Source organism: Polaromonas sp. (assembly GCF_030689685.1).
Taxonomy (GTDB): domain Bacteria; phylum Pseudomonadota; class Gammaproteobacteria; order Burkholderiales; family Burkholderiaceae_C; genus Polaromonas.
This window is the reverse complement of the sequence record NZ_JAUYEY010000059.1, coordinates 1-20,774: the sequence shown is the minus strand read 5'-3', so window position 1 is coordinate 20,774 and position 20,774 is coordinate 1. Positions and strand designations below refer to the sequence as shown.

Here is a 20,774-nt window from a genome sequence, read left to right as displayed (position 1 = left end):
AGCCTTGACGCGCTGGAGGAGCAGCTTGCACTGGGACTCAGAACTTTGGAGCAAAACCCTGAAACTGTGCGCACCATTGTCTCTTGGGATTGGATTGTGAGCTCCTTGATTACTTCATTTATGAAGTAGAAATGGAATAATAACCGGCGATGACTGTGGCCGCGACCAGCAGCCAGAAGTTTTTGCTGTAGGCGGCATAAGCGCAGAGCAGCGCCGAAGCAACAGCCACCGCCAGCCCGAGCTCAAACGAGGTCTTGCGGCCAAAGCGCTTTTGCGTGCGCGCCACGATGCCGGTGGACAGGGCGCCACCCACCACATAACCCATGACCGGCAAGGTGGCCATCCAGCCCAGTGGCGCCAGGCTCCAGCCGACCAGGCCGTTGATCGCGATGAAGGTCACGTTGTTGGTGAGAAACAGGCCTTGGCAGATGGCCAGCAGCCAGAGGTTGCGGTTCATGGGGGCGCTTTGAAAGAGTTTGAGGGTATTCTCGCGCAGTACATGAAAATAAATACCAACCGCGCAACGTACATCCATGCCACGCATATTTGACAACATTGATCAAAAGCTGCTCGACACCTTGCGTCCGACGCTTTTGCAATCGAAGCGAGCAGACTTTTGCATTGGTTATTTCAATTTGCGCGGCTGGCAGGCTATCGAGGATATCGTTCAGACTTGGCAACCCGAACAGGGTCAGGTTTGCCGCGTACTCGTGGGTATGCAGCGCCCGCCGCATGAAGACATCAAATTTCTGTATCAGCAGGCAGAAGTCGCGCCGCTAGACAACGCCACAGCGACACGCCTGATTGGAAAATTTGCCGAGCATCTCAAGGAGCAGATTACTTTTGGCATCCCGACAGGCGCTGACGAGAAGGGCCTCCGTGCCTTGGCCAGGCAACTGCGCGCAGGTCAAATCGTCGTCAAGCTTTTCTTGCCCTACCCGTTGCACGCCAAACTTTATTTGCTATTTCGTGACGACATCAACAACCCGCTGACCGGCTTTGTCGGCAGCAGCAACCTCACCGTTTCCGGGTTGTCCAGGCAAGGTGAGCTTAATGTAGACGTTCTCGAACACGATGCGACCATCAAACTCAGCAACTGGTTTGAGGACCGCTGGGGCGAACGCTGGTGCCTGAATGTGTCCAGATACCTGGCTGAAGTCATTGAAAACAGCTGGGCACGCGAAGAGCGGGTGCCTCCTTACCACGTCTATCTCAACATGGCGTACCACCTCAGTGTTGAGGCCCGGGCGGGGCTAAGCCAATTTCGCCTGCCTGCAAGGTTTGATGAGGAGTTGTTCGAGTTCCAGAAAAGCGCTGTAAAGATTGCCGCGCGCCATTTGCACCGCCGTGGCGTGGTGATGATTGGTGATGTGGTGGGGCTCGGAAAAACCATGATGGCTACCGCTCTGGCCCGCATGGTGGAAGACGACCTCAATTACGAAACCCTGATCATCTGTCCCAAGAACCTCGTGCCCATGTGGGACAAGTACCGCAAGGAATACGGCCTGCGCGGCGCAGTGATGTCGCTCACTCAGGTGAGCCACGCAAGCAGGGGTCTGAAAGACCTTAAGCGCTACCGCTTGGTTCTTATTGATGAGAGCCATAACCTGCGTAACCGCGATGGCCGTCGCTATAAAGCCATTGCCGACTACATTCGCCAGTGCGACGCCCGGGTCATTTTGCTGACTGCCACGCCTTACAACAAAGACAAGACCGACCTTTCAGCCCAGCTTCGCCTAGCAATTGAAGACCGCACCAATATCGGCATCCGCCCTGAGCACTTTATGCGTCAGGCCAATGACGGTGCGGGCATGACAAGCACCGAATTTGAGCGCAAGTTCCAGTGCCCTGTTAACTCCATATTGGCCATGGAAAAAAGCCATGTGTTTGACGATTGGCGCGAACTCATACGGCTATACATGGTGCGGCGCACACGCAGCTTCATCATTCAGCACTACGCAGAAAAAGACGCTAAAGGACGCGCCTATCTGACCGACAAAGACGGGAAAAAACGTTTTTTCCCCACACGCACCCCGTTGGCGTTGACCTTTCTGATCGACGAGGCTGATCCCACAGACCGCTACGCGCGGCTCTATTCCGCGAGCGTCGTGGATGTCATTAATGACCTGCATTTATCCCGCTACGGACTGGGCACCTACGTTGATCAAGCTGTCGTCAAGACGGCAAGCGCTACGGAACGCAAACAGTGCGACGACCTGAACAAAGCGGGCAAGCGCCTGATAGGCTTTTGCCGTACCAACCTCTTCAAGCGGCTGGAGTCGAGCGGGCATTCGTTTTTGCAGTCGTTAGAGCGTCACATATTGCGCAACGAAATTTACCTGTACGCCATCGACAGCGGAAAAGACATTCCTATTGGCGTGCTGGATGCAGGCGTGCTGGATGCCGACCGTATAGATGAAGATGCAGACGCTATTGCAGCCGAGCAGGAAGACCTGCTCGATGGTGTAGTCGAAGAGCTTGACGAAGAGGCTAACAACCCCGCAGCTTTTATTTACGAGCAATACGCCACCGACTATCGCAAGCGCTACAAATGGGTGCGTTCAGCCCTTTTCAAGGCCGCGCTGCGCGAGCATATTTTTGCTGATGTCCAGGCGCTGAAGGCTTTGCTCAGGGAGCATGGCGCCTGGTCCGCCGCGCACGATGGCAAGCTTCAACGCCTCAAAGAATTGCTGACTCAGCACGCCAATGAGAAGGTACTCGTCTTCACCCAGTTTGCCGACACGGCCCGCTACCTGGCGCGGGAGCTCAAGGCCGCAGGCATTACGAGCATCGAGCCAGTCACAGGCACCAACGCAGACCCTTATGCGATGGCGTGCCGCTTCTCGCCAAAATCCAATGAGGCGACTATTGCCAAAGACCAGCAACTGCGCGTGCTGATTTGCACCGATGTACTGAGTGAGGGCCAGAATCTCCAGGACTGCGCAAATGTTGTCAACTTTGACTTGCCTTGGGCCATCATCCGCCTGATTCAGCGCGCCGGGCGGGTCGATCGGATTGGCCAACAGGCGGATGAAATTCGCTGTTATTCTTTCATGCCGGCTGAAGGGGTGGAGCGCCTTATTCAGTTGCGCGCGCGCATTGTGCAACGCCTTCACGAAAACGCCGAAGTGGTGGGCGCCGATGAAGCCTTTTTTGAAGGCGAAACCGCGAGTACCCTGCGCGACCTGTACAGCGGTAAATCCGGCGCCCTCGACGATCAGGACGACGAAGTGGATTTGGCCAGTTATGCCCTGCAAGTGTGGAAGCAAGCCACGCAGGATGACCCGGCCCTGGCGCGCGCTATCGAGGCGTTGCCCCAAGTCGTTTATTCGGCCAAGGCGCTGGAGTCCGTTCGGCCTGAGCTTGTCGAAGGCCTGGGGCTGCAAAAACAGTCGGGCGTGCTGGTTTACGTCAAATCCCCCGAAGGTAACGACCACCTGGCCTGGGTTAACAACAAAGGCGAAACCGTTACCGAGAGCCAGTACACCATCTTGCGCGCTGCCGAGTGCGGGCCAGATGAGCCCGCGCAGGAGCGCGCTGCCAACCACCACGAGCTGGTGGCAAAAGGCCTGCACCTCGCCGTGGCACAAGACAAAGCCGTTGGCGGCGGCTTGGGTCGCCCCAGTAGCCCGCGCCGCAAAACCTACGACCGACTCAAGGCTTACAGCGAAAGCCTGCGATCCACCCTGTTTGCCGACGATGAACTGGAGCGCGCCGTGGATGACATTTACCAACGCCCGCTTCTGGATGCCGCGGCAGACACACTCAACCGCTTGATCCGAGGCGGCGTGAATGACGAGCAACTGGCCGACGCTGTGAAATCCATGCGTGAAGAAAATGAGCTGGCCTACAGCGAAGAAGACGCCGCCCTGCGCGAGCCAAAAATCGTTTGCTCCATGGGCTTGGTCGCATGAGCAACTCCAAAGCGGCCGCTCAATATCTGGAAGCGTTTGATTTCACCAAGCTCTTTCTCAATGAACTGGGTTGGGACGGGCTAAGCCACGGCATACCTGTATCGGTGGGTGAGCAAACCTATGAGCTCAAGCCCGTTGCCCAGAAGCGCAACGTCCAGGTGCTGCACTACGCCGCGCCAGCGGGCGCCCCGTCGCCCGACTATGCGCTGCGCCAGCGTATGGAGCGTGCCCTCACGCGCGAGGCGCGGGAGCACCTCATCATTTTCACGGACGCTGCGCAAACCAGTCAGATTTGGCAGTGGGTGGACCGCAAGCCGGGTCAGCCAGCCCGCTACCGCGAGGCTAAGTGGCACAAAGGCCAGTCCAGCGAACTGCTGCGCCAGAAGCTCTCGGCCATCAGCTTTGACATCGGTGAGGAAAAGAGCCTCACCGTGGTGGGCGTGGCCCAGCGGCTGCGTGGCGGGTTTGACCGTGAGAAGCTCACCAAACGGTTCTACGGTCTGTTCAAGGAACAGCGCGACGCGCTGGAGAAGTTTGTTGAAGGCATCCCCAATGCAGCGGAAGACGACAAGCGCTGGTACACAGCCGTGCTCATCAATCGTCTGATGTTCATCTGGTTTTTGCAGGAAAAGGGCTTTTTGGATGGCGACAAACGCTACCTGCGCAACCGGCTTGAAAAGCACGAAGCCAGCGGGGCTGCACAAAGCTTCTACCTGGCATTTTTGTGCCCGCTGTTCTTTCGCGGCTTTGCAACCCCGCGCACGCCAGAGAGTGAGAAACAGATTGCCGCCGAATTCGGCAAGGTGCCCTACCTCAATGGAGGTCTGTTCAGCAAGCATGAACTTGAAGAGAGGTACGAAGGCGCGCTGGAGGTCAGCAACGCTGCTTTTGACTCGCTGTTCGCTTTCTTTGACAAGTGGGACTGGCACCTGGACGACGGCCTGCGCTCTGAGGCCGAAGTCAAGCAAAGCGGCAAGCTTGGAGAAATCAACCCCGACGTGCTCGGCTACATCTTCGAAAAATTCGTCAATGAGAAGGAAAACCCGAAGGGTGCTTATTACACCCAGGAAGACATCACCGACTACATCGGTAAAAACACCATCATTCCGGCGCTGTTCCAGAAAGTGCGCGCCCAGCAAAAAACGGCGCTTGACGCGCTGGCATGGCCGCTGCTGCAGCAAGACCCGGACCGGTACATCTACCCCGCCATGCTCAAGGGCGTGGATACGCCTTACCCTGCGGACATTGAGGCTGGTCGCGATGCCGAAGCGCCTGCTTTACTTGAGCGCCGCAAACCCTGGAACGGCAAAACCCCCGAGCCCTGGGCCTTGCCCACTGAAATTTGGCGCGAAACCATTGCCCGCCATGACCGCACGCGCGAAATACGTGTCAAGCTGACTAATGGCGGCGTCAAGGAACTGGGCGAGCTGATTACCTGCAACCTCAACATCCGCCAGTGGGCGCAAGACGTGATTGAGCGCTGCACAGACTTGGCGCTGCTGCGTGAAATCTGGGCAACCCTGGCCGGCCGCCTGCCGCGCAAGCACGGCGAAAAATACCGTCATGGCCTGAGCGTGCTGGACCCGACCTGTGGTTCCGGCGCTTTTTTGTTTGCCGCGCTGGGCATTCTCAAACCGTTGTACGACGCAGCTTTGGGCACCATGGTCAGCCTGCAGGCTGACGCCATGCTGTCCGGCGAAAAGCAGCACCCTGAAAAGTGGGCTGACGTCAACGAGACGATTGATCGCTTTTTTGCAGACCAGACAGACCGGCAGAGCAGCTACGCCGTTAACAAACACATCATTGTCAACAACCTCTATGGCGTGGACCTGGAAGAGCAAGCCACCGAGATTGCCAAGCTGCGCCTGTTCCTGAAACTGGTGGCCTTGCTGGAGCCGGGTGACGTCATTGAGCCACTGCCGGATATTGACTTCAACATCCGGCATGGCAACACCCTGGTGGGTTACGCTACTGAAGATGAAACCGAAAAAGCCGTAAAAGGCGCACTTCAAGGCAGTTTTGATTTTGACAATTCGTGGGAAGGCATCAAGACTAAGTTAACTGCTGCCGGTGAGGCATACAAGAACTTCCACTTGCGGCAAAACGAAAAGGGTGGGCGCGTTTCGGTAGAGGACAAAACAGAGCTGACCTCAAAGCTAAAGGAGTTAGAAGGCCAACTGAATCATCATCTATGCAAAGCCTACGGCAAAGATCCCAGCAAGCCAAAGCAGCTCCAAGTTTGGAAAAATAGCCATAAGCCGTTTCACTGGTATGTGGACTTCTACCCGATGATGAAATCGGGAGGCTTTGATGTCGTAATCGGAAATCCGCCTTTTGTTGAAAATCGAATTGTCAAAAAAACATACTGGTTAGTTTCAGGTCAATTTAAATCAGAAGACGCTGGGAATCTGTACGCGCTGTGCATGGAGCGCTGTGCTAAAAGTCTTGCCAAGGCAAATTTCGCAATGATCGTGCCAAATGGGTTGACTGGCCTTGATGACGCTAAGTCCATTCGTGATTTATTAAAATGCAGATTTTCAGAAAAGTGGTTCTCTGGATATTCCATTCGACCTGCAAAGCTCTTTGACGGCGTCGATCAGCGTCTTTGTATTTTTATCGGCGCAGTTACGAACCGTGAATCACTCTGCGTTGCGGGCTATCGGCATTGGTACGCTGACGAACGAGTGGCTCTATTTAACGTATTGCGCTACAGAGCCATTTCTATCCATCCTCGACTTGATCGTTTGCCGCAGGTGTCTGACGCAGATGGGCGGAACGTTCTTGACAGATTGGAAATACATGCCCAAAAAATGGTTAAGTCCTATTACGCGAAAGTAAATAGTCACCTAATTCATTACCATCGCAGCCCAAGATATTGGATTAGAGCAATCGATTTTGAGCCACATTTCAAGAGCCCCACCAAGGACCGATCAGTTCATCATTTTCGGGACGTCGCCGTTGATTCGCCAGTCGCAGCCTCCGCCATTTGTGCGGCAATCAACAGTTCGCTTTTCTTCTTTTGGTTTGTGACGCTGGGTAATGGACGAAACATTACCGGTCGGGATGTAGAAGACTTTCCAATCGGAGACGTAAGCAAAATCGGGGGCATCATCGCAGTGATGAATGCTCGACTAATGGCCAGCTATCGAGAAAACTCTTTCGTTCGAATACGCAAGGATTGCGAGTTCCAAGAGTTCCGTCAGTCGTTGTCAAAAGACGTGATGGACGAAATAGATGGTTTGCTAGCGAAACATTACGGTTTTAGCGATTTGCAACTGGACTACATCATCAACTACGACATCAAATATCGCATGGGACAGGGAGCTGGTGAAGCCGATGATGATTGACCTTGCCCCTGCCCAGGCGGGCTTGCTGTTGACTCGTCTGATGTTGTCGCCCGAGAGCCGCGCGTTCGACGTGAAGCGTGTCTCCGGCAAGATGGTGCAAAAGGCCTTGGAGACGATATGCGCTTTTGCCAACACCGATGGCGGCATGTTGGCCTTGGGTGTTGAAGACCCGGCCAAAGCCAAGGGTGCGCAGCGGCTTTATGGCGTGCAGGAAAACCCGGAGGCGGTGGACGAGCTGCAGCGTAAGGTGCGTACCCAGTTCAATCCGCCAATTGATAGCATCCGTTTCCTGCGTTTGGCCTGCGCGTTGCGCGATGGTTCTGCAGGCCATGTGGTGCTGGTGCAGGTCAATAAAAGCGACAAAGTGCATTCCATCGTGGACGACGGCACATGGACGCGGCTGGACGCCAGCAACCGCCCCATGTCGGCCGCCGAAATCACAGACCTGGCGTATCGCCGTGGGGTGAAGAGCGCTGAGACCGAACCTGTGCCGGTGGACTGGGCTTTGCTGGACACGCCAGCCTGGGCGGAGTTTGCCGCTGCGCGTGGCTTTGGCCGCGCCAGGCCGCTATCTGAGCAAATGGCGCAATTGGGTTTGGCTGAACGGGTGGGTGCTGACTGGCAGCCGCGCCGCGCGGCAGTGTTGCTGTTTGCTGAAGAGCCTGGGGGTTTGCTGGCTGCCCAGGGCACACGGGCAGAGGTGCGCCTCATGATCTACAAGGGCAAGGCCGTGGCGTCCAGCGCACAGCCCAATATGCGCAAGCCGCCGCAAACGCTGCGTGGGCCTTTGATACGGCTTATTGACGACACGGTGCGCGCTGTGCTGAACGAACTGGCTGAAGGTGTAGAGCTGGCCAGCAGCGGTTTCAAGGCGCAGCATCGCTACCCGGCGCGGGTGGTGAAAGAGGCCATTGTCAATGCAGTGATTCACCGTGACTACAGGCTGAACCGCGATATTTTGATTCGTATTTTTGATGACCGCCTGGAGGTGGACAGCCCAGGCGTCTTTCCGGGCAACATCACATCCGCCACAGTGGAAAAGGCAGGCTCCAAGGCGCGCAACCCATTGATTGCCAAGACCTTGAGAGATTTTCCGCAACCGCCTAACTTTGACCTGAACGAGGGCGTGCCCATGATGTTTGCCGAAATGGTGCAGGCCCAGTTGTATCCGCCGCAATACCAGCAAGTGGTGCAAGCCACGAGCGAATCGGTGATCGTGACCTTGCTCAATGAAGAAAGACCGCCCGTCTGGACCCAAGTGAGCGACTGGATTGACCGGAATGGGCCCATCAGTAACGGCCAACTGCGCCAGATTGCCGAGGTCGATATTACCGAGGCTTCTCGTATGCTTAAAGCTTGGGTAAGCCAAGGGCTGCTGGCGGCGCTGCCTGACCGGGGTCGCCGCAATGCGGCCTATGGCAAGCCGGACGCCGACGTACCAGTTGCCAGTTTATTTGCAGAAGCTGCTGCAAATAACGTAGAGATTTAAGAAAAATTCAATTAAATCAACGACTTAAGTAATCTGTTATTTGCAGAATCGAGAAAGACAAAAAAAGTCAACCCGTCGCGGTGGCCAGCGCCGCCTTGTTTATTGACAGAGCACTTTGCAAATAAAACGTTTTAATTGAAAAAAGCCAATTAAATCAAACACTTGGGAAAACTGTTATTTTCATGGGGTCCTTTCCAGCAGGGATTGATCGTCCAAGGCGTTGGTAACAAAGCGCTGCTGAATGAGCCATTGACAGGGTTTTTTGCGTCCCGCCAATGCCCAGGCACCGCCATCCGTGCGGCGATGGATTGGGCTGTGGCCCAGGCGCGCGGCAAGTTGCCAGTGATCGGCGGCTTTCATTCGCCGCTGGAGCAGTCGGTGCTGGAGGTGTTGTTGGCAGCACACTCGCCAGCGGTGGTGGTTTTGGCACGGGACGTAGCGGGTGCCACTTTTCCTGTCGATTGGCGAGAGCCCATTGAAGCAGGCCGCATGGCTGTGGTTAGCGCTTGGCAGGGCGCATCGCGCTTGACTGCGGAACTGGCGGCGGAGCGAAACACCTTGGCAGCACGGTTGGCGCAGTGCAGCGTAGTTGCGCATGCGGCTGAGGGCGGTAGTTTGGCTGGTCAAATCGAAGCATGGACGGCCGAGGGCTTAAGCATTCAGCGACTGCCTTCGTAGTGAGTGAAATCGACCGCAAGCCCAAGTAAATTGGGCGAAACCAGCTACTAAACTGATAGCAAAATAACCACCAATACTGCCAGCGGCGCTGTCTCTGCGCGCAGGACTCGGTTGCCCAGCGACACCGGAACAAACCCGCGCAGCATGGCCACTTCTTCCTCGGCCGGGCTCAGGCCGCCTTCGGGGCCGCTGAGCAGGGTGACCGGCGCTGCGCCGGGGTACAAGGCCAGCGTGCTGGCCAGCGGCTGTGTGCCCGCACGCAGCGACAGCAGCAGCCGGGGCGCACCGTTGGCGGGCGCGGGAAGCGCCGCTGCCCAGTCGCCAAAGGTGCTGACGCCGTGTATCAGCGGCAGGCGGTTGCGGCCGCACTGCTCACACGCGGCAATGGCCACGCCCTGCCAGTGGACGCGTTTTTTGTCGGCGCGCTCGCCCTTCAGGCGCAGCACGGCACGCTCGGTCATCAGCGGCGTGATGCTGGCTACGCCGAGCTCGCTGGCTTTTTCCACCAGCCAGTCCATGCGTTCGTTGGCCGGCATGCCCAGCACCAGATGCACCGGGCGCGGTGCCTCGCGCTCCAGTGCCGAATGTGCGCCCACGCGCACCGCAACCTCGCTGCGGCCCATGCGCTCAACCGTCGCCTCAAACTCGCCACCCTGGTTGTTGAACAGCGTGATCACGTCGCTGGGTTGCAAACGCAGCACCTGGACATGGCGCGCCGCCTGCGCCGGCAGCAGGACCGATTGTCCAGTGTGCAGCGGCAGATCGGCGTAGAACCGGGCGGTCATGGGTGGCGCCGTTTGATGTGAAAGTCGCTATCGAAATAATAGCTGCTTACGCATATCCAGCAAGGGCAAACGCCGGTTTTTGCTTGCGGGCAGGCGGTCAAAACGTATAACCTATGCGGGTTTCGTTGCCTTCAATCTCATCGAGCAGCACCATCAGCGGCCCGAGCTGGCGGTAGCGGGCGCAGGTAGCGCGGGCATAGGTGATGAATCGCGGTGTGTCGGCCAAGTACTTGGGCTTGCCGTCGCGCAGCGTCAAACGCGCAAAGATGCCGAGAATTTTGAGATGCCGCTGCAAGCCCATCCATTCCACCGCACGGTAAAACTCGCCAAAATCGTCGCCAACCGGCAGGCCCGCTTTGCGCGCCTGCTCCCAGTAACGCACCGTGATCTCGAGCACAAAGTCTTCCGGCCAACTGATGAAGGCGTCGCGCATCAGGCTGGCGATGTCGTAGGTGATCGGGCCATACACCGCGTCCTGGAAGTCCAGAACACCCAGGCCAGGGGTGCCGCCTTCCGCAACCATCAGGTTTCTTGGCATGAAGTCGCGGTGCACATACACCCTTGCGCCGCCCAGCGCGTTCAGGTTGCTGTCCTTGATCTGCGCAAACAGACCGTCGAGCTTGCCTCGCAGCCTGCTGTCGATGGCAATGCCGCGGTGTTTTTCCACATACCAGTCGGGAAACAGCGCCAGCTCGCGCGACAGCAGGGCATCGTCGTAGGCGGGCAGCTCATCTGGCTTGGACGCAAGTTGCCAGCTCACCAGCGCATCCACGGCCTCGCGGTACAGCGCATAGGCGCGCTGCGGCCTGTCGGCCCCGCTGTGCTGGTCAATCACTTCAAGCATGGTTTGTGCGCCCAGGTCACTGAGCAGCATGAAACCCTGCGGCTCGTCCCAAGCCAGCACACGCGGGGCCTGCAAGCCGGCGCCGGCCATCAGCCCGGCGACTTTGACGAAGGGCCGGCAGTCTTCCTGCGCGGGCGGCGCGTCCATGATGATGCAGCTTGCGCCGTCCGCCGTGTGAACCCTGAAATAGCGGCGAAAACTCGCGTCGGCCGATGCCGGCTGCACGGTTTCAGGCAATAAGCGATGGGCTGGCGTCACGGCGTGCAACCATGCGCTGAAAGCGCGGGCGCGGGCGGGGTCTGTCCAGACAATGGGAGCGTCGGTCATGCGTTGTTTTGGCCTGCCTGGGGTGTAACCATCAAAAGATGGGAAAAGGGGCGGGTGGGCATAGGATAATCGGGCCTGTTTTTATAAACGGGTTTATCTCATACTTCCGATGCATCGCGCATCCCGCTCGCGTTTTATTCTTTCCCCGGTAGCCCATGCCGCCCTCAGCCTTGTGTCCTGCACCGTGCTGGGCCTGGGGCATGGGGGCATCGCGTATGCGCAGGCCCCGGCGGCTTTGCAGGATCCTGCGAAGCCGCCAGTGACCTCGGTGCCCGGCAGCATTCCCCGGCGCGACGCGTTGCCGGGCCAGCTCAAAAGCGCCTCCATGCTGGCCGAGCAACCGCCCGGCGGTCCGGGCATCGAGCTGCCGACCTTTATTTTCGGGGACCGCCTGTCGGGCCGACCGGAGCTGGAAACCGTCATCGACGGCAATGCCGAATTGCGCCGGGGCGGCTCGTCGATACGCGCCGACTGGCTGCAGTACGACCAGCCCAGCGATGTGGTCAAGGCGCGCGGCAATGTGCGTGTCAACAGCGCCGGCAACCTGTTCAATGGGCCGGAGCTGGAGATCAAACTCGATACTTTCGAGGGGTTTTTCACGCGGCCCGACTACCGTTTTCTGCAGAACAACGGCTACGGTGTGGCCTCCCGCGCGGACTTCATTGACGACAAGCGCCTGGTGGCCTACGACGCGAATTTCACCACCTGCCAGCGCGGTGAAGGCCCGAGCTGGATGCCGGCGTGGATCGTCAACGCCAGCAGCATCAAGTTCGACAAGGAAGCCGACGTGGGCGAGGCCTCGGGCGGTGTATTACGTTTCATGAGTGTGCCTATCCTGGCTGCGCCCACTTTCACGTTCCCGCTGAGCGACAAGCGCAAGTCCGGCTTGCTGCCGCCGACGATTGGCCTGAGCAGCGTCAACGGCACTTCGGTCACGGTTCCTTATTATTTCGACATCGCACCGCAACGCGATGCCACCTTTGCGCCGACGATCATGAGCAAACGCGGCGTCGATCTGGCCGGTGAGTTCCGCTACCTGGAGCGCAATTACAGGGGGGAGCTGCGCGCCAGCGTGCTGCCCAATGACAGCCTGCGCGACAAGACCCGCTGGTCCTACAACTACCTGTCCAGCGGCAGCTTCAATACCGGCCTGAGTGCGGTCGGCGGCCTGGGCTTCAACCTCAACCTGAACCGGGTCAGCGACAACAACTACTGGCGTGACTTTCCTTCCACAGGTCTGGGCGGCGGCAGCAACGTGCTGACCCAGCGCTTGTTGACCAGCGACGCCAGCGTTAGCTGGGGCAGGGGGTATTTTTCGACCACGTTGCGCACGCTCAAGTACCAGACGCTGCAGGATGTGAATGCGCCGATCGTTCCGCCTTATGACCGCTTGCCGCAACTCACGGCAGCTTACACCCGCATCAATGCCCCTTTGGTTGGAGTTGATGGCCTGGATTATTCGGTCACCACCGACTACACCCGCTTCGAGTCAAATCGCCTGCTGACCCGGCAGCCCAACGCCAACCGTACATTTGCGCTGGCCCAGATCAGCCGACCCTGGATTCGGCCGGCCGGTTACATCACGCCCAAGCTGAAGCTGAATTCGACCGCCTACCAGTTTGACGGTCCTCTGATCAACGGCGCGCGCTCGGCTACGCGTACCGTGCCGACCTTCAGCCTGGACAGCGGGCTGGTATTCGAGCGCGACGCCAACTTCTTTGGCCAGGCCTTCACGCAGACGCTGGAGCCACGCGCTTTTTACGTGAACACGCCCTACCGTAACCAGGCCGCGTTGCCCAACTACGACTCGGGCCTCAATGCCTTCAATTTCGCCACCCTGTTTACGGAAAACGAATTTGTCGGCAATGACCGGATTTCCGACTCCAATATGTTGACCACAGGGATCACCTCCCGTCTGCTCAATCCCGACACCGGCGCCGAAGCCCTGCGCGTGGGCATTGCGCAACGGGTACGGTTCAAGGACCGGCAAGTGACCTTGCCTGGCGAGGTGCGTGTTTCCGAGCGCTTGAGTGACTTGCTGCTCGGCGCCAGTGCCAACCTGACACCGGCCTGGTCGCTCGATACCACGGTGCAGTACAACCCGAAAACCAACATCTCCGAGCGCTCGACGGTTGGCGGGCGTTACAGTCCGAGCAACTACCGGGTGGTCAGTGCCGCCTACCGCCGCCAGCGCAATGTCAGCGAACAGTATGAGGTGGGCTGGCAATGGCCCATCAACGACCTGTGGGGCGACAAGGGTCAGGACCTGGGCGCAGGACGTGGTCAGGGCGCGGGACGCTGGTACAGCGTCGGACGGCTCAATTACAGCGTACCAGACAAGAAACTGGTCGATGTGGTCGTTGGCCTGGAATACGACGGATGCTGCTGGATAGGCCGCGTGGTGCTGGAGCGCACCCAGCTCGGCACGAGCGCGCGGGTCGGTACCGGCTCATCGAGCAGCACACGTATCCTGTTCCAGCTTGAATTCGTTGGTTTTTCCCGCATTGGTAACAATCCCCTGAAAACATTGAAAGCCAACATTCCGCGTTACCAGTACCTGCGCGAGCAAAGTACGACGCCAAGCCGCTTTACCAACTATGACTAAACACAGATTTTCTCAACGCCCTTGTCTTCGCCTGTCAGTCATTGCCGCGTTGGCTTTGGTATTGGTCCTGCCGGTCTCGCAGGCCCAGACGCTCAGGCTGCCGGGTCAGCAACGCACCCCTGCTTTGGGCGCCACGAATCTCGGCTCGGATGCTGGCGCCAGCACGCAGCAGCGACAGGCCGACTACATCGTCGCCGTGGTCAACTCCGAGCCGGTCACCAACAACGAGGTGCGCGCGCGCATGCTGCGCGTCGAACAACAGATGCGGCAGCAAGGCGCGCAGGTGCCGCCCAGAAATGAACTTGCGCGGCAGTTGCTGGAGCGCATCATCAGCGAGCGAACCCAGCTACAGTTGGCCAGGGAAACAGGCGTGCAGGTCAGTGACGCCATGGTGGACGATGCTGTCGCCAATGTGGCCAGGCAAAACCAGATGTCCGCCGAAGAGCTGCGTCGACGCCTGGAGACCGAAGGCCTGCCGTTTTCCCAGTTTCGGGCCGACCTTCGCAATGAGTTGTTGCTCAATCGCGTGCGGGATCGAGAACTGGAGTCCCGCGCGAAAGTCAGCGACCAGGAGGTCGAGCAATATCTCCGCGAGCAGGCAAGTGGCGGTGGCCAGCAGGCCGCCATGGAGGTCAACCTGGCGCAGATCTTGGTGGCCGTTCCGGAAAATGCCAGCACCGAGCAGCTGGCCGGGTTTCAAGCCCGAGCGCAACTGGTGGCTGAACGGGCGCGCAACGGCATCGACTTCGCCGCGCTGGTCAAAGAGTTTTCCAATGCACCTGGCGGCAACAGTGACGGACAGATGGGTTTGCGTGCGCCGGATCGTTATCCGGAACTCTTCATCAATGCAACACAAAACCTCCCGGTCGGCGGCGTGGCTGGCCCACTGCGCAGCGGTGCCGGTTTCCACGTGCTCAAGGTGATCGAGAAAAAACGCGCGGGTACGCCTGCTGCTACCGTTGCGGAAACACGGGCCCGGCATATTCTTTTACGCGCCAGTCCGCAGCTCAGCGAGGCTGCGGCAACAGCCCGCCTGCAGGAATTTAAAAGGCGCATCGCCGCTGGGCAGGCCGATTTTGCGGCGCTGGCCCGCGAGTTCAGCCAGGACGCATCGGCCAAGGACGGTGGCGACCTCGGTTGGGCCGCCGCCGGCATGTTTGTGCCGGAATTTGAAGAGCGCATGAACAGCTTGGCGCCGGGACAGGTGGGGGATCCTTTGGTGTCGCGATTCGGCGTCCATTTGATCCAGGTGCTGGAGCGGCGCAACACCGCACTGTCTCCGCGCGAGCAGCGTGAAGTCGTGCGAGGCACGCTGCGTGAGAAAAAACTTGAGGAGGCCTACACCAACTGGGCGCAGGAGGTGCGCGGCCGCGCTTATGTGGAATACCGGGACCCGCCGCAGTAGATGTTGCCCCCACGGTCGCTCACTGCGTGTAGCTCCCTGCCCCCCGTGGGGGCCGCTGCGCCTGCGGGCCGGCAAAGCCGGACCCGCGGCCCCTGCTTGCTTATGAAACCCGCACGTTCAACCGCCATCTGGGCTTACGAGCGAATAGTGTCCGCTCACCGCCCAGGGCTATGAAACACATTCCCCGCAAGAGGTTCGGGCAGCACTTTCTGACTGATCGCGCCATCATTGACGCCATCGTGGATGCGATTGCACCCAGAGCCGGGCAGGCCATGGTCGAAATCGGTCCCGGTCTGGCGGCGCTGACCCAACCTTTGGCGGAACGCCTTGGCAGGCTGACGGTGATTGAGCTGGACCGGGACCTGGCGCAGCAGTTGCGGTCGCATCCGCAGCTTCAGGTGATTCAGGCCGATGTGCTGAAGGTCGATTTTGTCCAGCTTGCATCCGAACATGCGGAGCCCTCCGGGAAAATCCGTGTCGTTGGCAACCTGCCCTACAACATTTCCACACCTATCCTGTTTCATCTGCTCGATGCGGTCAATGTCATCGAGGACCAGCACTTCATGCTGCAAAAGGAAGTGATCGACCGCATGGTGGCCCAGCCCGCGACCAGTGACTATGGCCGCCTCAGTGTGATGCTGCAATGGCGTTATGCCATGGACAACGTGCTGTTTGTACCGCCGCAGAGTTTTGAGCCGCCGCCCCGAGTGGACAGTGCCATTGTGCGCATGGTGCCTCGCGCCGCGCCGGCCCAACTCAGCGCCGGGCTCTTGAGCGAGGTGGTGCGTGTGGCTTTCAGCCAGCGCCGCAAGTTGCTGCGCCATTCGCTGGGCAAATGGCTGGAGCAAAAGCAGTATGTCCGGCCTTTTGATCTGCAGCGTCGGGCTGAGGAAGTGCCGGTCGACGAGTATGTTGCCTTGACTCAGGCGCTGCAAAATCCCCCGGACGCTTGAGTTGCCAATAAAAAACCCCGTCAACGACGGGCTTTTTTATTGCACGGCAACCTCAGGCGGCTGCCAGCCAGTAACCCGCGTTGAACGGGCTGCTCATACGCAGTGCCAATGGCGACACATCGACCAGTTTGTCGGTGGGCATCGGCTCCTCACCGTCTGCGTTTGCTTGCTGGGCCTCATTCGCCCGATCCCCTTGGCCAATGTCTGGGGAGCGGGCTACAGAAAAGAATAAAAACATCTGAACGGTATCTTTCGATCCGCCCAGTAATCTGCGGCATCCCGGAAGATGTCCAGTAGCTGCTCGCGCGCCTCCTTGTCGAACTTGGCGTGGGCAGGGATCTGCTCCAGCACCACGATAAAACCGGGCTGCGGTCCAGACTTGTGAACCAGGTCCGTCATGCAGTCGTAAAGCGCATCGAAATTTTTCCCAAAATGCGCGGGGAATGTGTACTGTGCCGCGATCATGTCCAGAACATCCTGCTTGCTCTGGGCATTGCCCAGGTTGGCGTAGAGGAAGTGCTGGTTCAATTGCGTGGCGGCGTCCTGCAAGTCCTGCACGCGGAAAGCGCGTATGGATTGCACGATGTTGGGTCTAACAGTACGAAGTGGCATGTCCATCTCCGCTTCTCTTTCTTAAGTCAAAAACTCAAAGTTGACGATCACTGCAGAATTTACTGAACGATTCTGCGAAAACTCGCGTAGTGATCATCGGTGTAATAACAAGCATCAGGTGCAGTGGGTACAAAACCACCACAAACGATGCGCCGGGCACCCCGACTGCGTTCACCGGGAGTTTTGACGGTGTATTCGCGGTAGTAACCGCGATTTTGGGACGGGAGTATTCTTTCCCGATTGCCAAACACCGAGCCGTCCTTGTCGTACTTGAACGGCCCGCCCTGGTAAATCAACTTCACCATGTTGCGTCCCTGTACGGGCAGTTCCGCGATCACGACGGTGCTGATTCCGGTATCGGAACTGGCCTTCTTGGCCTGCACCATATCGGGGCTGAACCCTGTGCCCAAAGCAGCCAATGTGACCGCCACGACCAGTTGCCAACCAGCCCAACCTTTTCGCAACATGAAAAAATGTCTTTCTCGAACCGGGCAAACCACCCAAGCTTTTTATGACGGCCGGGTTAACCCCTAAATTTCAAGTGACAGAGTTTGACGTATCCGGCCAGAAAATGCAAGCCCCTGCTCAAAGATTAGGCAACCGAAGCTAGGATTTTGCAAAGCGTAAGTTAGTACCAGCTGTCTAAAACTGGCTTATCGGGAAGCGTTGGCGTCTGCCACGGTCAGTGCTGTCATATTGACGATCCGGCGCACCGTGGTGCTGGCTGTCAGGATGTGCATCGGCTTACTGGCGCCTAACAGCACCGGGCCAATGGCGATGTTGCCGCCCGCTGCGGTTTTGAGCAGGTTGTAGGCAATATTGGCCGCATCAATATTGGGCAGCACCAAAAGATTGGCCTCCCCGGCCAAGGTGCTGTTGGGCATCACCACTGCGCGGGCCGCAGCATCTAGCGCCACGTCGCCGTGCATTTCTCCATCGACTTCCAGCCAGGGCGCTTGCTCACGCAGCAATTCCAGGGTCTGGCGCATTTTCAAGGCGCTGGGCATCTTGGAGGTGCCGAAGTTGGAGTGCGACAGCAGTGCCGCCTTGGGCTTGATACCGAAACGCATCATCTCCTCGGCGGCCATGGTGGTGATTTCGGTCAGTTGTTCGGCCGTAGGGTCGTAGTTGACATGGGTGTCCACCAGGAACACCTGCCGGGCCGGCAGCAGCAGGCCGTTCATGCAGGCATAGGTGCTGACACCTGGACGTTTGCCGATGACCTGGTCCAGATAGTCCAGATGATGGGCGGTGGTGCCCCAGGTGCCACAGATCAGACCGTCCACATCCCCTTTGTGCAGCAGCATGCCGGCGATCAGGGTGAGGCGGCGGCGCATTTCGATTTTGGCGATCTGCACGGTTACGCCACGGCGCTCCATCAGCCGGTGGTAGGTCTGCCAGAAGTCGCGGTAGCGGTGGTCTTGCTCGACGTTGACGACGTCGTAGTCAAGCTCTTCCTTCAAGCGCAAGCCGAACTTCTCAATGCGCTGGGCAATGATGGCCGGCCGACCGATCAAGGTGGGGCGGGCCAGACCTTCATCGACGACGATCTGGCAGGCGCGAAGCACGCGTTCTTCCTCGCCCTCGGCATAAGCCACGCGTTTTTTGGTGGCCTTTTTCGCAGCCGCAAAAATCGGTTTCATCGTTGTGCCCGAGGCATACACGAAGCTTTGAAGTTTTTCGCGGTAAGCGTCCATGTCGGTGATCGGACGCAGCGCCACACCGCTGTCGGCCGCCGCCTGCGCCACGGCGGGCGCGATCTTCATCATCAGGCGCGGGTCAAAAGGCTTGGGAATCAGGTAGTCCGGGCCAAATGCGAGTTGTGCCCCCGCGTACGCGGCCGCGACCACCTCGCTCTGTTCGGCTTGGGCCAGTTCGGCAATTGCATGGACCGCCGCAATTTCCATCTCGATGGTGATGGTGGAGGCGCCTGCATCGAGAGCGCCCCTGAAGATGTAGGGGAAACACAGGACGTTGTTGACCTGGTTGGGGTAGTCGGTGCGGCCCGTGGCCATGATGGCGTCGTCTCGAACGGTTTTCACGTCTTCCGGTGTGATCTCCGGGTTAGGATTGGCCAGCGCCAGGATGATGGGTTTGGCCGCCATGCGCTTGACCATGTCCTTCTTCAACACACCACCAGCGGACAGGCCCAGGAAGATGTCTGCGCCATCAATGATGTCGCCCAGCGTACGTGCCGGCGTTTTTTGGGCAAACTGGATCTTGTCTTCATCCATCAGCTCGGTGCGGCCCTCGTACACGACACCGGCCAGGTCGGTAACGTAGATGTTCTCGCGCGGCATCCCGAGCTTGAGCAGCAGGTTCAGACAGGCAAGCGCGGCAGCGCCCGCGCCGGACGTGACGAGCTTGACCCTTTTCAGGTCCTTCCCGACAACCTTCAGCGCGTTCAGGACGGCCGCACCGACGGTGATGGCGGTGCCGTGTTGGTCATCATGAAACACCGGGATCTTCATCCGCTTGCGCAGTTCCCGCTCGATATAAAAGCAATCGGGCGCCTTGATGTCCTCGAGGTTGACGGCGCCAAAGGTCGGCTCCAGTGCGGCAATAATGTCCACCAGTTTGGCGGGGTCGCTTTCGTCAATCTCGATGTCGAAAACGTCGATACCGGCAAACTTCTTGAACAGCACACCCTTGCCTTCCATGACCGGTTTTGCTGCCAATGGGCCAATGTTGCCCAGTCCGAGCACCGCCGTCCCGTTGGTGATCACAGCAACCAGGTTGCCGCGGCTGGTGTACTTGAAGGCGGCATTCGGGTCTTTGACGATTTCTTCACACGGGGCAGCGACCCCTGGCGAATAAGCAAGTGCCAGGTCACGCTGGTTGACAAGTTGCTTGGTTGCCGCTATCGCGATTTTTCCAGGAGTCGGAAACTCATGGTATTCAAGCGCTGCGCGGCGCAGTTCCTCGCGTTTTTCCTGGTGGTCGGGGGCGGCTGGCACGGTGGGCATCGGTGTTGTCTCCTGGGCGGCGGCCCCAGTGGGGAGGCCAAAGTCTTCTAAGGTCTGAGATTGTAGGGGGTTCAACGGGAAAACCCTGGTAAGTGAATCTACGCAAATCGACGCCGCAGCTTGGCTCATTGACCCAATAGCGGTTTTACTATTCGCGGCCAAACCAAACCCAGCGTCACGGCGCTGGGTGTGTGTCCACGCTGCAGTTGCGGTAAAACGGCACAAATTCGCGGAACAGCCAGATTGAACCTTTGGCCAATTGTCAAGCGATAAAAAAACAGCTAAAACAACTACTTACAACAATTTGTTAGCCAAAGGCTTGATTGAAACGCGCGGCCATCTCGTCTATTTTTTGTGTCTGCTTGGCGGTCCAGGCGGCGTTAGCATGGCCAGCCGTTTTTGCGCAGCCAAGGGTGCGCCCCGATGGCGGCACATTGCAAGAGCAGGAGCGCCAGATTCCCCTGCTGCCGCAACCGGGCGCACCACCAATCACCTTGCCTGCCGCCAAGCCGCTCTCAACGGGCGAGACAGCTGTGCGTATCACGCCCGCAGGGTTTCGCATTGAGGGAAACAGCCTGTTTGACGGCGCGACGCTGACTGCACTGATTGCAGACCGCATCAACCGACCGACCGACCTGGCTGGACTGGTAGAGGCGGCTGGGCAGATCAGCCGTTATTACCGGGCCAAGGGCTACATGCTGACGGAAGCCTACTCTTACTGTGTCATAAAATATGCTATTATTTCAATAGCATCAATTCTGACCGGAGGCTTTATGGACGCAGCCAAGGAGTTCAATCGTTACATCTCTCATTTGTCCGAGGGACTCGGGCATGCTGACCGCCACGCGG

At 58.5% G+C, this 20,774-nt stretch carries 13 protein-coding genes and 1 pseudogene; 8 read left to right on the top strand and 6 right to left on the bottom strand.

Annotation, left to right across the window (positions count from 1 at the left end; translation table 11 throughout):
• Nucleotides 1–133: 133 nt before the first annotated feature.
• Nucleotides 134–457 (bottom strand): annotated as a pseudogene (locus Q8O29_RS14325) (MFS transporter); the annotation flags it as partial.
• A gap of 76 nt (nucleotides 458–533) precedes the next feature.
• Here Q8O29_RS14325 and Q8O29_RS14320 point away from each other — a divergent pair.
• The 4 genes from Q8O29_RS14320 to Q8O29_RS14305 all read left to right on the top strand — a co-directional run bounded on the left by Q8O29_RS14320 (nucleotide 534) and on the right by Q8O29_RS14305 (nucleotide 9,428).
• The gene (locus tag Q8O29_RS14320) at nucleotides 534–3,914 is read left to right on the top strand and encodes a helicase-related protein (RefSeq protein ID WP_305563911.1); all 3,381 of its coding nucleotides are present in this window, start codon (nucleotides 534–536) and stop codon (nucleotides 3,912–3,914) included.
• A complete protein-coding gene (locus Q8O29_RS14315) occupies nucleotides 3,911–7,261 on the top strand; it encodes an Eco57I restriction-modification methylase domain-containing protein (RefSeq protein WP_305563909.1) in 3,351 nt (1,116 codons plus the stop codon). The genes Q8O29_RS14320 and Q8O29_RS14315 overlap by 4 nt, the downstream gene beginning before the upstream one ends.
• Entirely contained in the window at nucleotides 7,251–8,750 is a 1,500-nt protein-coding gene (locus tag Q8O29_RS14310; protein ID WP_305563907.1) for an RNA-binding domain-containing protein, read from the top strand. The genes Q8O29_RS14315 and Q8O29_RS14310 overlap by 11 nt, the downstream gene beginning before the upstream one ends.
• 249 nt (nucleotides 8,751–8,999) lie before the next feature.
• Complete coding sequence (locus tag Q8O29_RS14305) at nucleotides 9,000–9,428, top strand: hypothetical protein (protein WP_305563905.1); 429 nt, start codon at nucleotides 9,000–9,002, stop codon at nucleotides 9,426–9,428.
• Between the two features lie 47 nt (nucleotides 9,429–9,475).
• Here Q8O29_RS14305 and Q8O29_RS14300 read toward each other — a convergent pair whose 3' ends face one another.
• On the bottom strand, nucleotides 9,476–10,213 hold the full coding sequence (locus Q8O29_RS14300; protein ID WP_305563903.1) for a 16S rRNA (uracil(1498)-N(3))-methyltransferase: 738 nt from the start codon (nucleotides 10,211–10,213) through the stop codon (nucleotides 9,476–9,478).
• A 97-nt stretch (nucleotides 10,214–10,310) separates the two neighbouring features.
• On the bottom strand, nucleotides 10,311–11,384 hold the full coding sequence (locus Q8O29_RS14295; RefSeq protein WP_305563901.1) for an aminoglycoside phosphotransferase family protein: 1,074 nt from the start codon (nucleotides 11,382–11,384) through the stop codon (nucleotides 10,311–10,313).
• A 109-nt stretch (nucleotides 11,385–11,493) separates the two neighbouring features.
• On the opposite strand from Q8O29_RS14295, the gene Q8O29_RS14290 reads away from it, so the two are divergent.
• The 3 genes from Q8O29_RS14290 to rsmA all read left to right on the top strand — a co-directional run bounded on the left by Q8O29_RS14290 (nucleotide 11,494) and on the right by rsmA (nucleotide 16,347).
• Complete coding sequence (locus Q8O29_RS14290) at nucleotides 11,494–13,989, top strand: LPS-assembly protein LptD (protein ID WP_305563899.1); 2,496 nt, start codon at nucleotides 11,494–11,496, stop codon at nucleotides 13,987–13,989.
• Nucleotides 13,982–15,394 (top strand): peptidylprolyl isomerase, encoded by a 1,413-nt coding sequence (locus tag Q8O29_RS14285; RefSeq protein WP_305563897.1) that lies wholly within the window; start codon nucleotides 13,982–13,984, stop codon nucleotides 15,392–15,394. Before Q8O29_RS14290 ends, Q8O29_RS14285 begins: the two co-directional genes overlap by 8 nt.
• Nucleotides 15,395–15,564: 170 nt before the next feature.
• Nucleotides 15,565–16,347: a 16S rRNA (adenine(1518)-N(6)/adenine(1519)-N(6))-dimethyltransferase RsmA gene (rsmA, locus tag Q8O29_RS14280; RefSeq protein WP_305563895.1), complete on the top strand. Its 783-nt coding sequence runs from the start codon at nucleotides 15,565–15,567 to the stop codon at nucleotides 16,345–16,347.
• Nucleotides 16,348–16,563: 216 nt separating this feature from the next.
• On the opposite strand, the gene Q8O29_RS14275 is transcribed toward rsmA, so the two are convergent.
• The 3 genes from Q8O29_RS14275 to Q8O29_RS14265 all read right to left on the bottom strand — a co-directional run bounded on the left by Q8O29_RS14275 (nucleotide 16,564) and on the right by Q8O29_RS14265 (nucleotide 19,925).
• The gene (locus Q8O29_RS14275) at nucleotides 16,564–16,965 is read right to left on the bottom strand and encodes a barstar family protein (protein WP_296924378.1); all 402 of its coding nucleotides are present in this window, start codon (nucleotides 16,963–16,965) and stop codon (nucleotides 16,564–16,566) included.
• A gap of 53 nt (nucleotides 16,966–17,018) precedes the next feature.
• Nucleotides 17,019–17,345 carry a ribonuclease domain-containing protein gene (locus Q8O29_RS14270; protein ID WP_305563913.1) on the bottom strand — a complete coding sequence of 109 codons (327 nt, stop codon included), beginning with the start codon at nucleotides 17,343–17,345 and terminating at the stop codon, nucleotides 17,019–17,021.
• A 267-nt stretch (nucleotides 17,346–17,612) separates the two neighbouring features.
• Nucleotides 17,613–19,925 (bottom strand): NADP-dependent malic enzyme, encoded by a 2,313-nt coding sequence (locus Q8O29_RS14265; protein ID WP_305563892.1) that lies wholly within the window; start codon nucleotides 19,923–19,925, stop codon nucleotides 17,613–17,615.
• A 323-nt stretch (nucleotides 19,926–20,248) separates the two neighbouring features.
• Between Q8O29_RS14265 and Q8O29_RS14260 the strand changes: the two genes are divergently transcribed.
• Nucleotides 20,249–20,774: POTRA domain-containing protein (locus tag Q8O29_RS14260; protein WP_305563890.1), on the top strand; the 526-nt coding region annotated here is incomplete at its 3' end.

Excerpts from the sequence above, each read along its gene's own strand:
- Q8O29_RS14320 (WP_305563911.1), top strand. The coding sequence starts at position 534 with ATGCCACGCATATTTGACAACATTGATCAAAAGCTGCTCGACACCTTG.
- Q8O29_RS14315 (WP_305563909.1), top strand. The coding sequence starts at position 3,911 with ATGAGCAACTCCAAAGCGGCCGCTCAATATCTGGAAGCGTTTGATTTC.
- Q8O29_RS14310 (WP_305563907.1), top strand. The coding sequence starts at position 7,251 with ATGATGATTGACCTTGCCCCTGCCCAGGCGGGCTTGCTGTTGACTCGT.
- Q8O29_RS14300 (WP_305563903.1), bottom strand. The coding sequence starts at position 10,213 with ATGACCGCCCGGTTCTACGCCGATCTGCCGCTGCACACTGGACAATCG.
- Q8O29_RS14295 (WP_305563901.1), bottom strand. The coding sequence starts at position 11,384 with ATGACCGACGCTCCCATTGTCTGGACAGACCCCGCCCGCGCCCGCGCT.
- Q8O29_RS14290 (WP_305563899.1), top strand. The coding sequence starts at position 11,494 with ATGCATCGCGCATCCCGCTCGCGTTTTATTCTTTCCCCGGTAGCCCAT.
- Q8O29_RS14285 (WP_305563897.1), top strand. The coding sequence starts at position 13,982 with ATGACTAAACACAGATTTTCTCAACGCCCTTGTCTTCGCCTGTCAGTC.
- rsmA (WP_305563895.1), top strand. The coding sequence starts at position 15,565 with ATGAAACACATTCCCCGCAAGAGGTTCGGGCAGCACTTTCTGACTGAT.
- Q8O29_RS14275 (WP_296924378.1), bottom strand. The coding sequence starts at position 16,965 with ATGGACATGCCACTTCGTACTGTTAGACCCAACATCGTGCAATCCATA.
- Q8O29_RS14270 (WP_305563913.1), bottom strand. The coding sequence starts at position 17,345 with ATGGTGCAGGCCAAGAAGGCCAGTTCCGATACCGGAATCAGCACCGTC.
- Q8O29_RS14265 (WP_305563892.1), bottom strand. The coding sequence starts at position 19,925 with ATGCCCACCGTGCCAGCCGCCCCCGACCACCAGGAAAAACGCGAGGAA.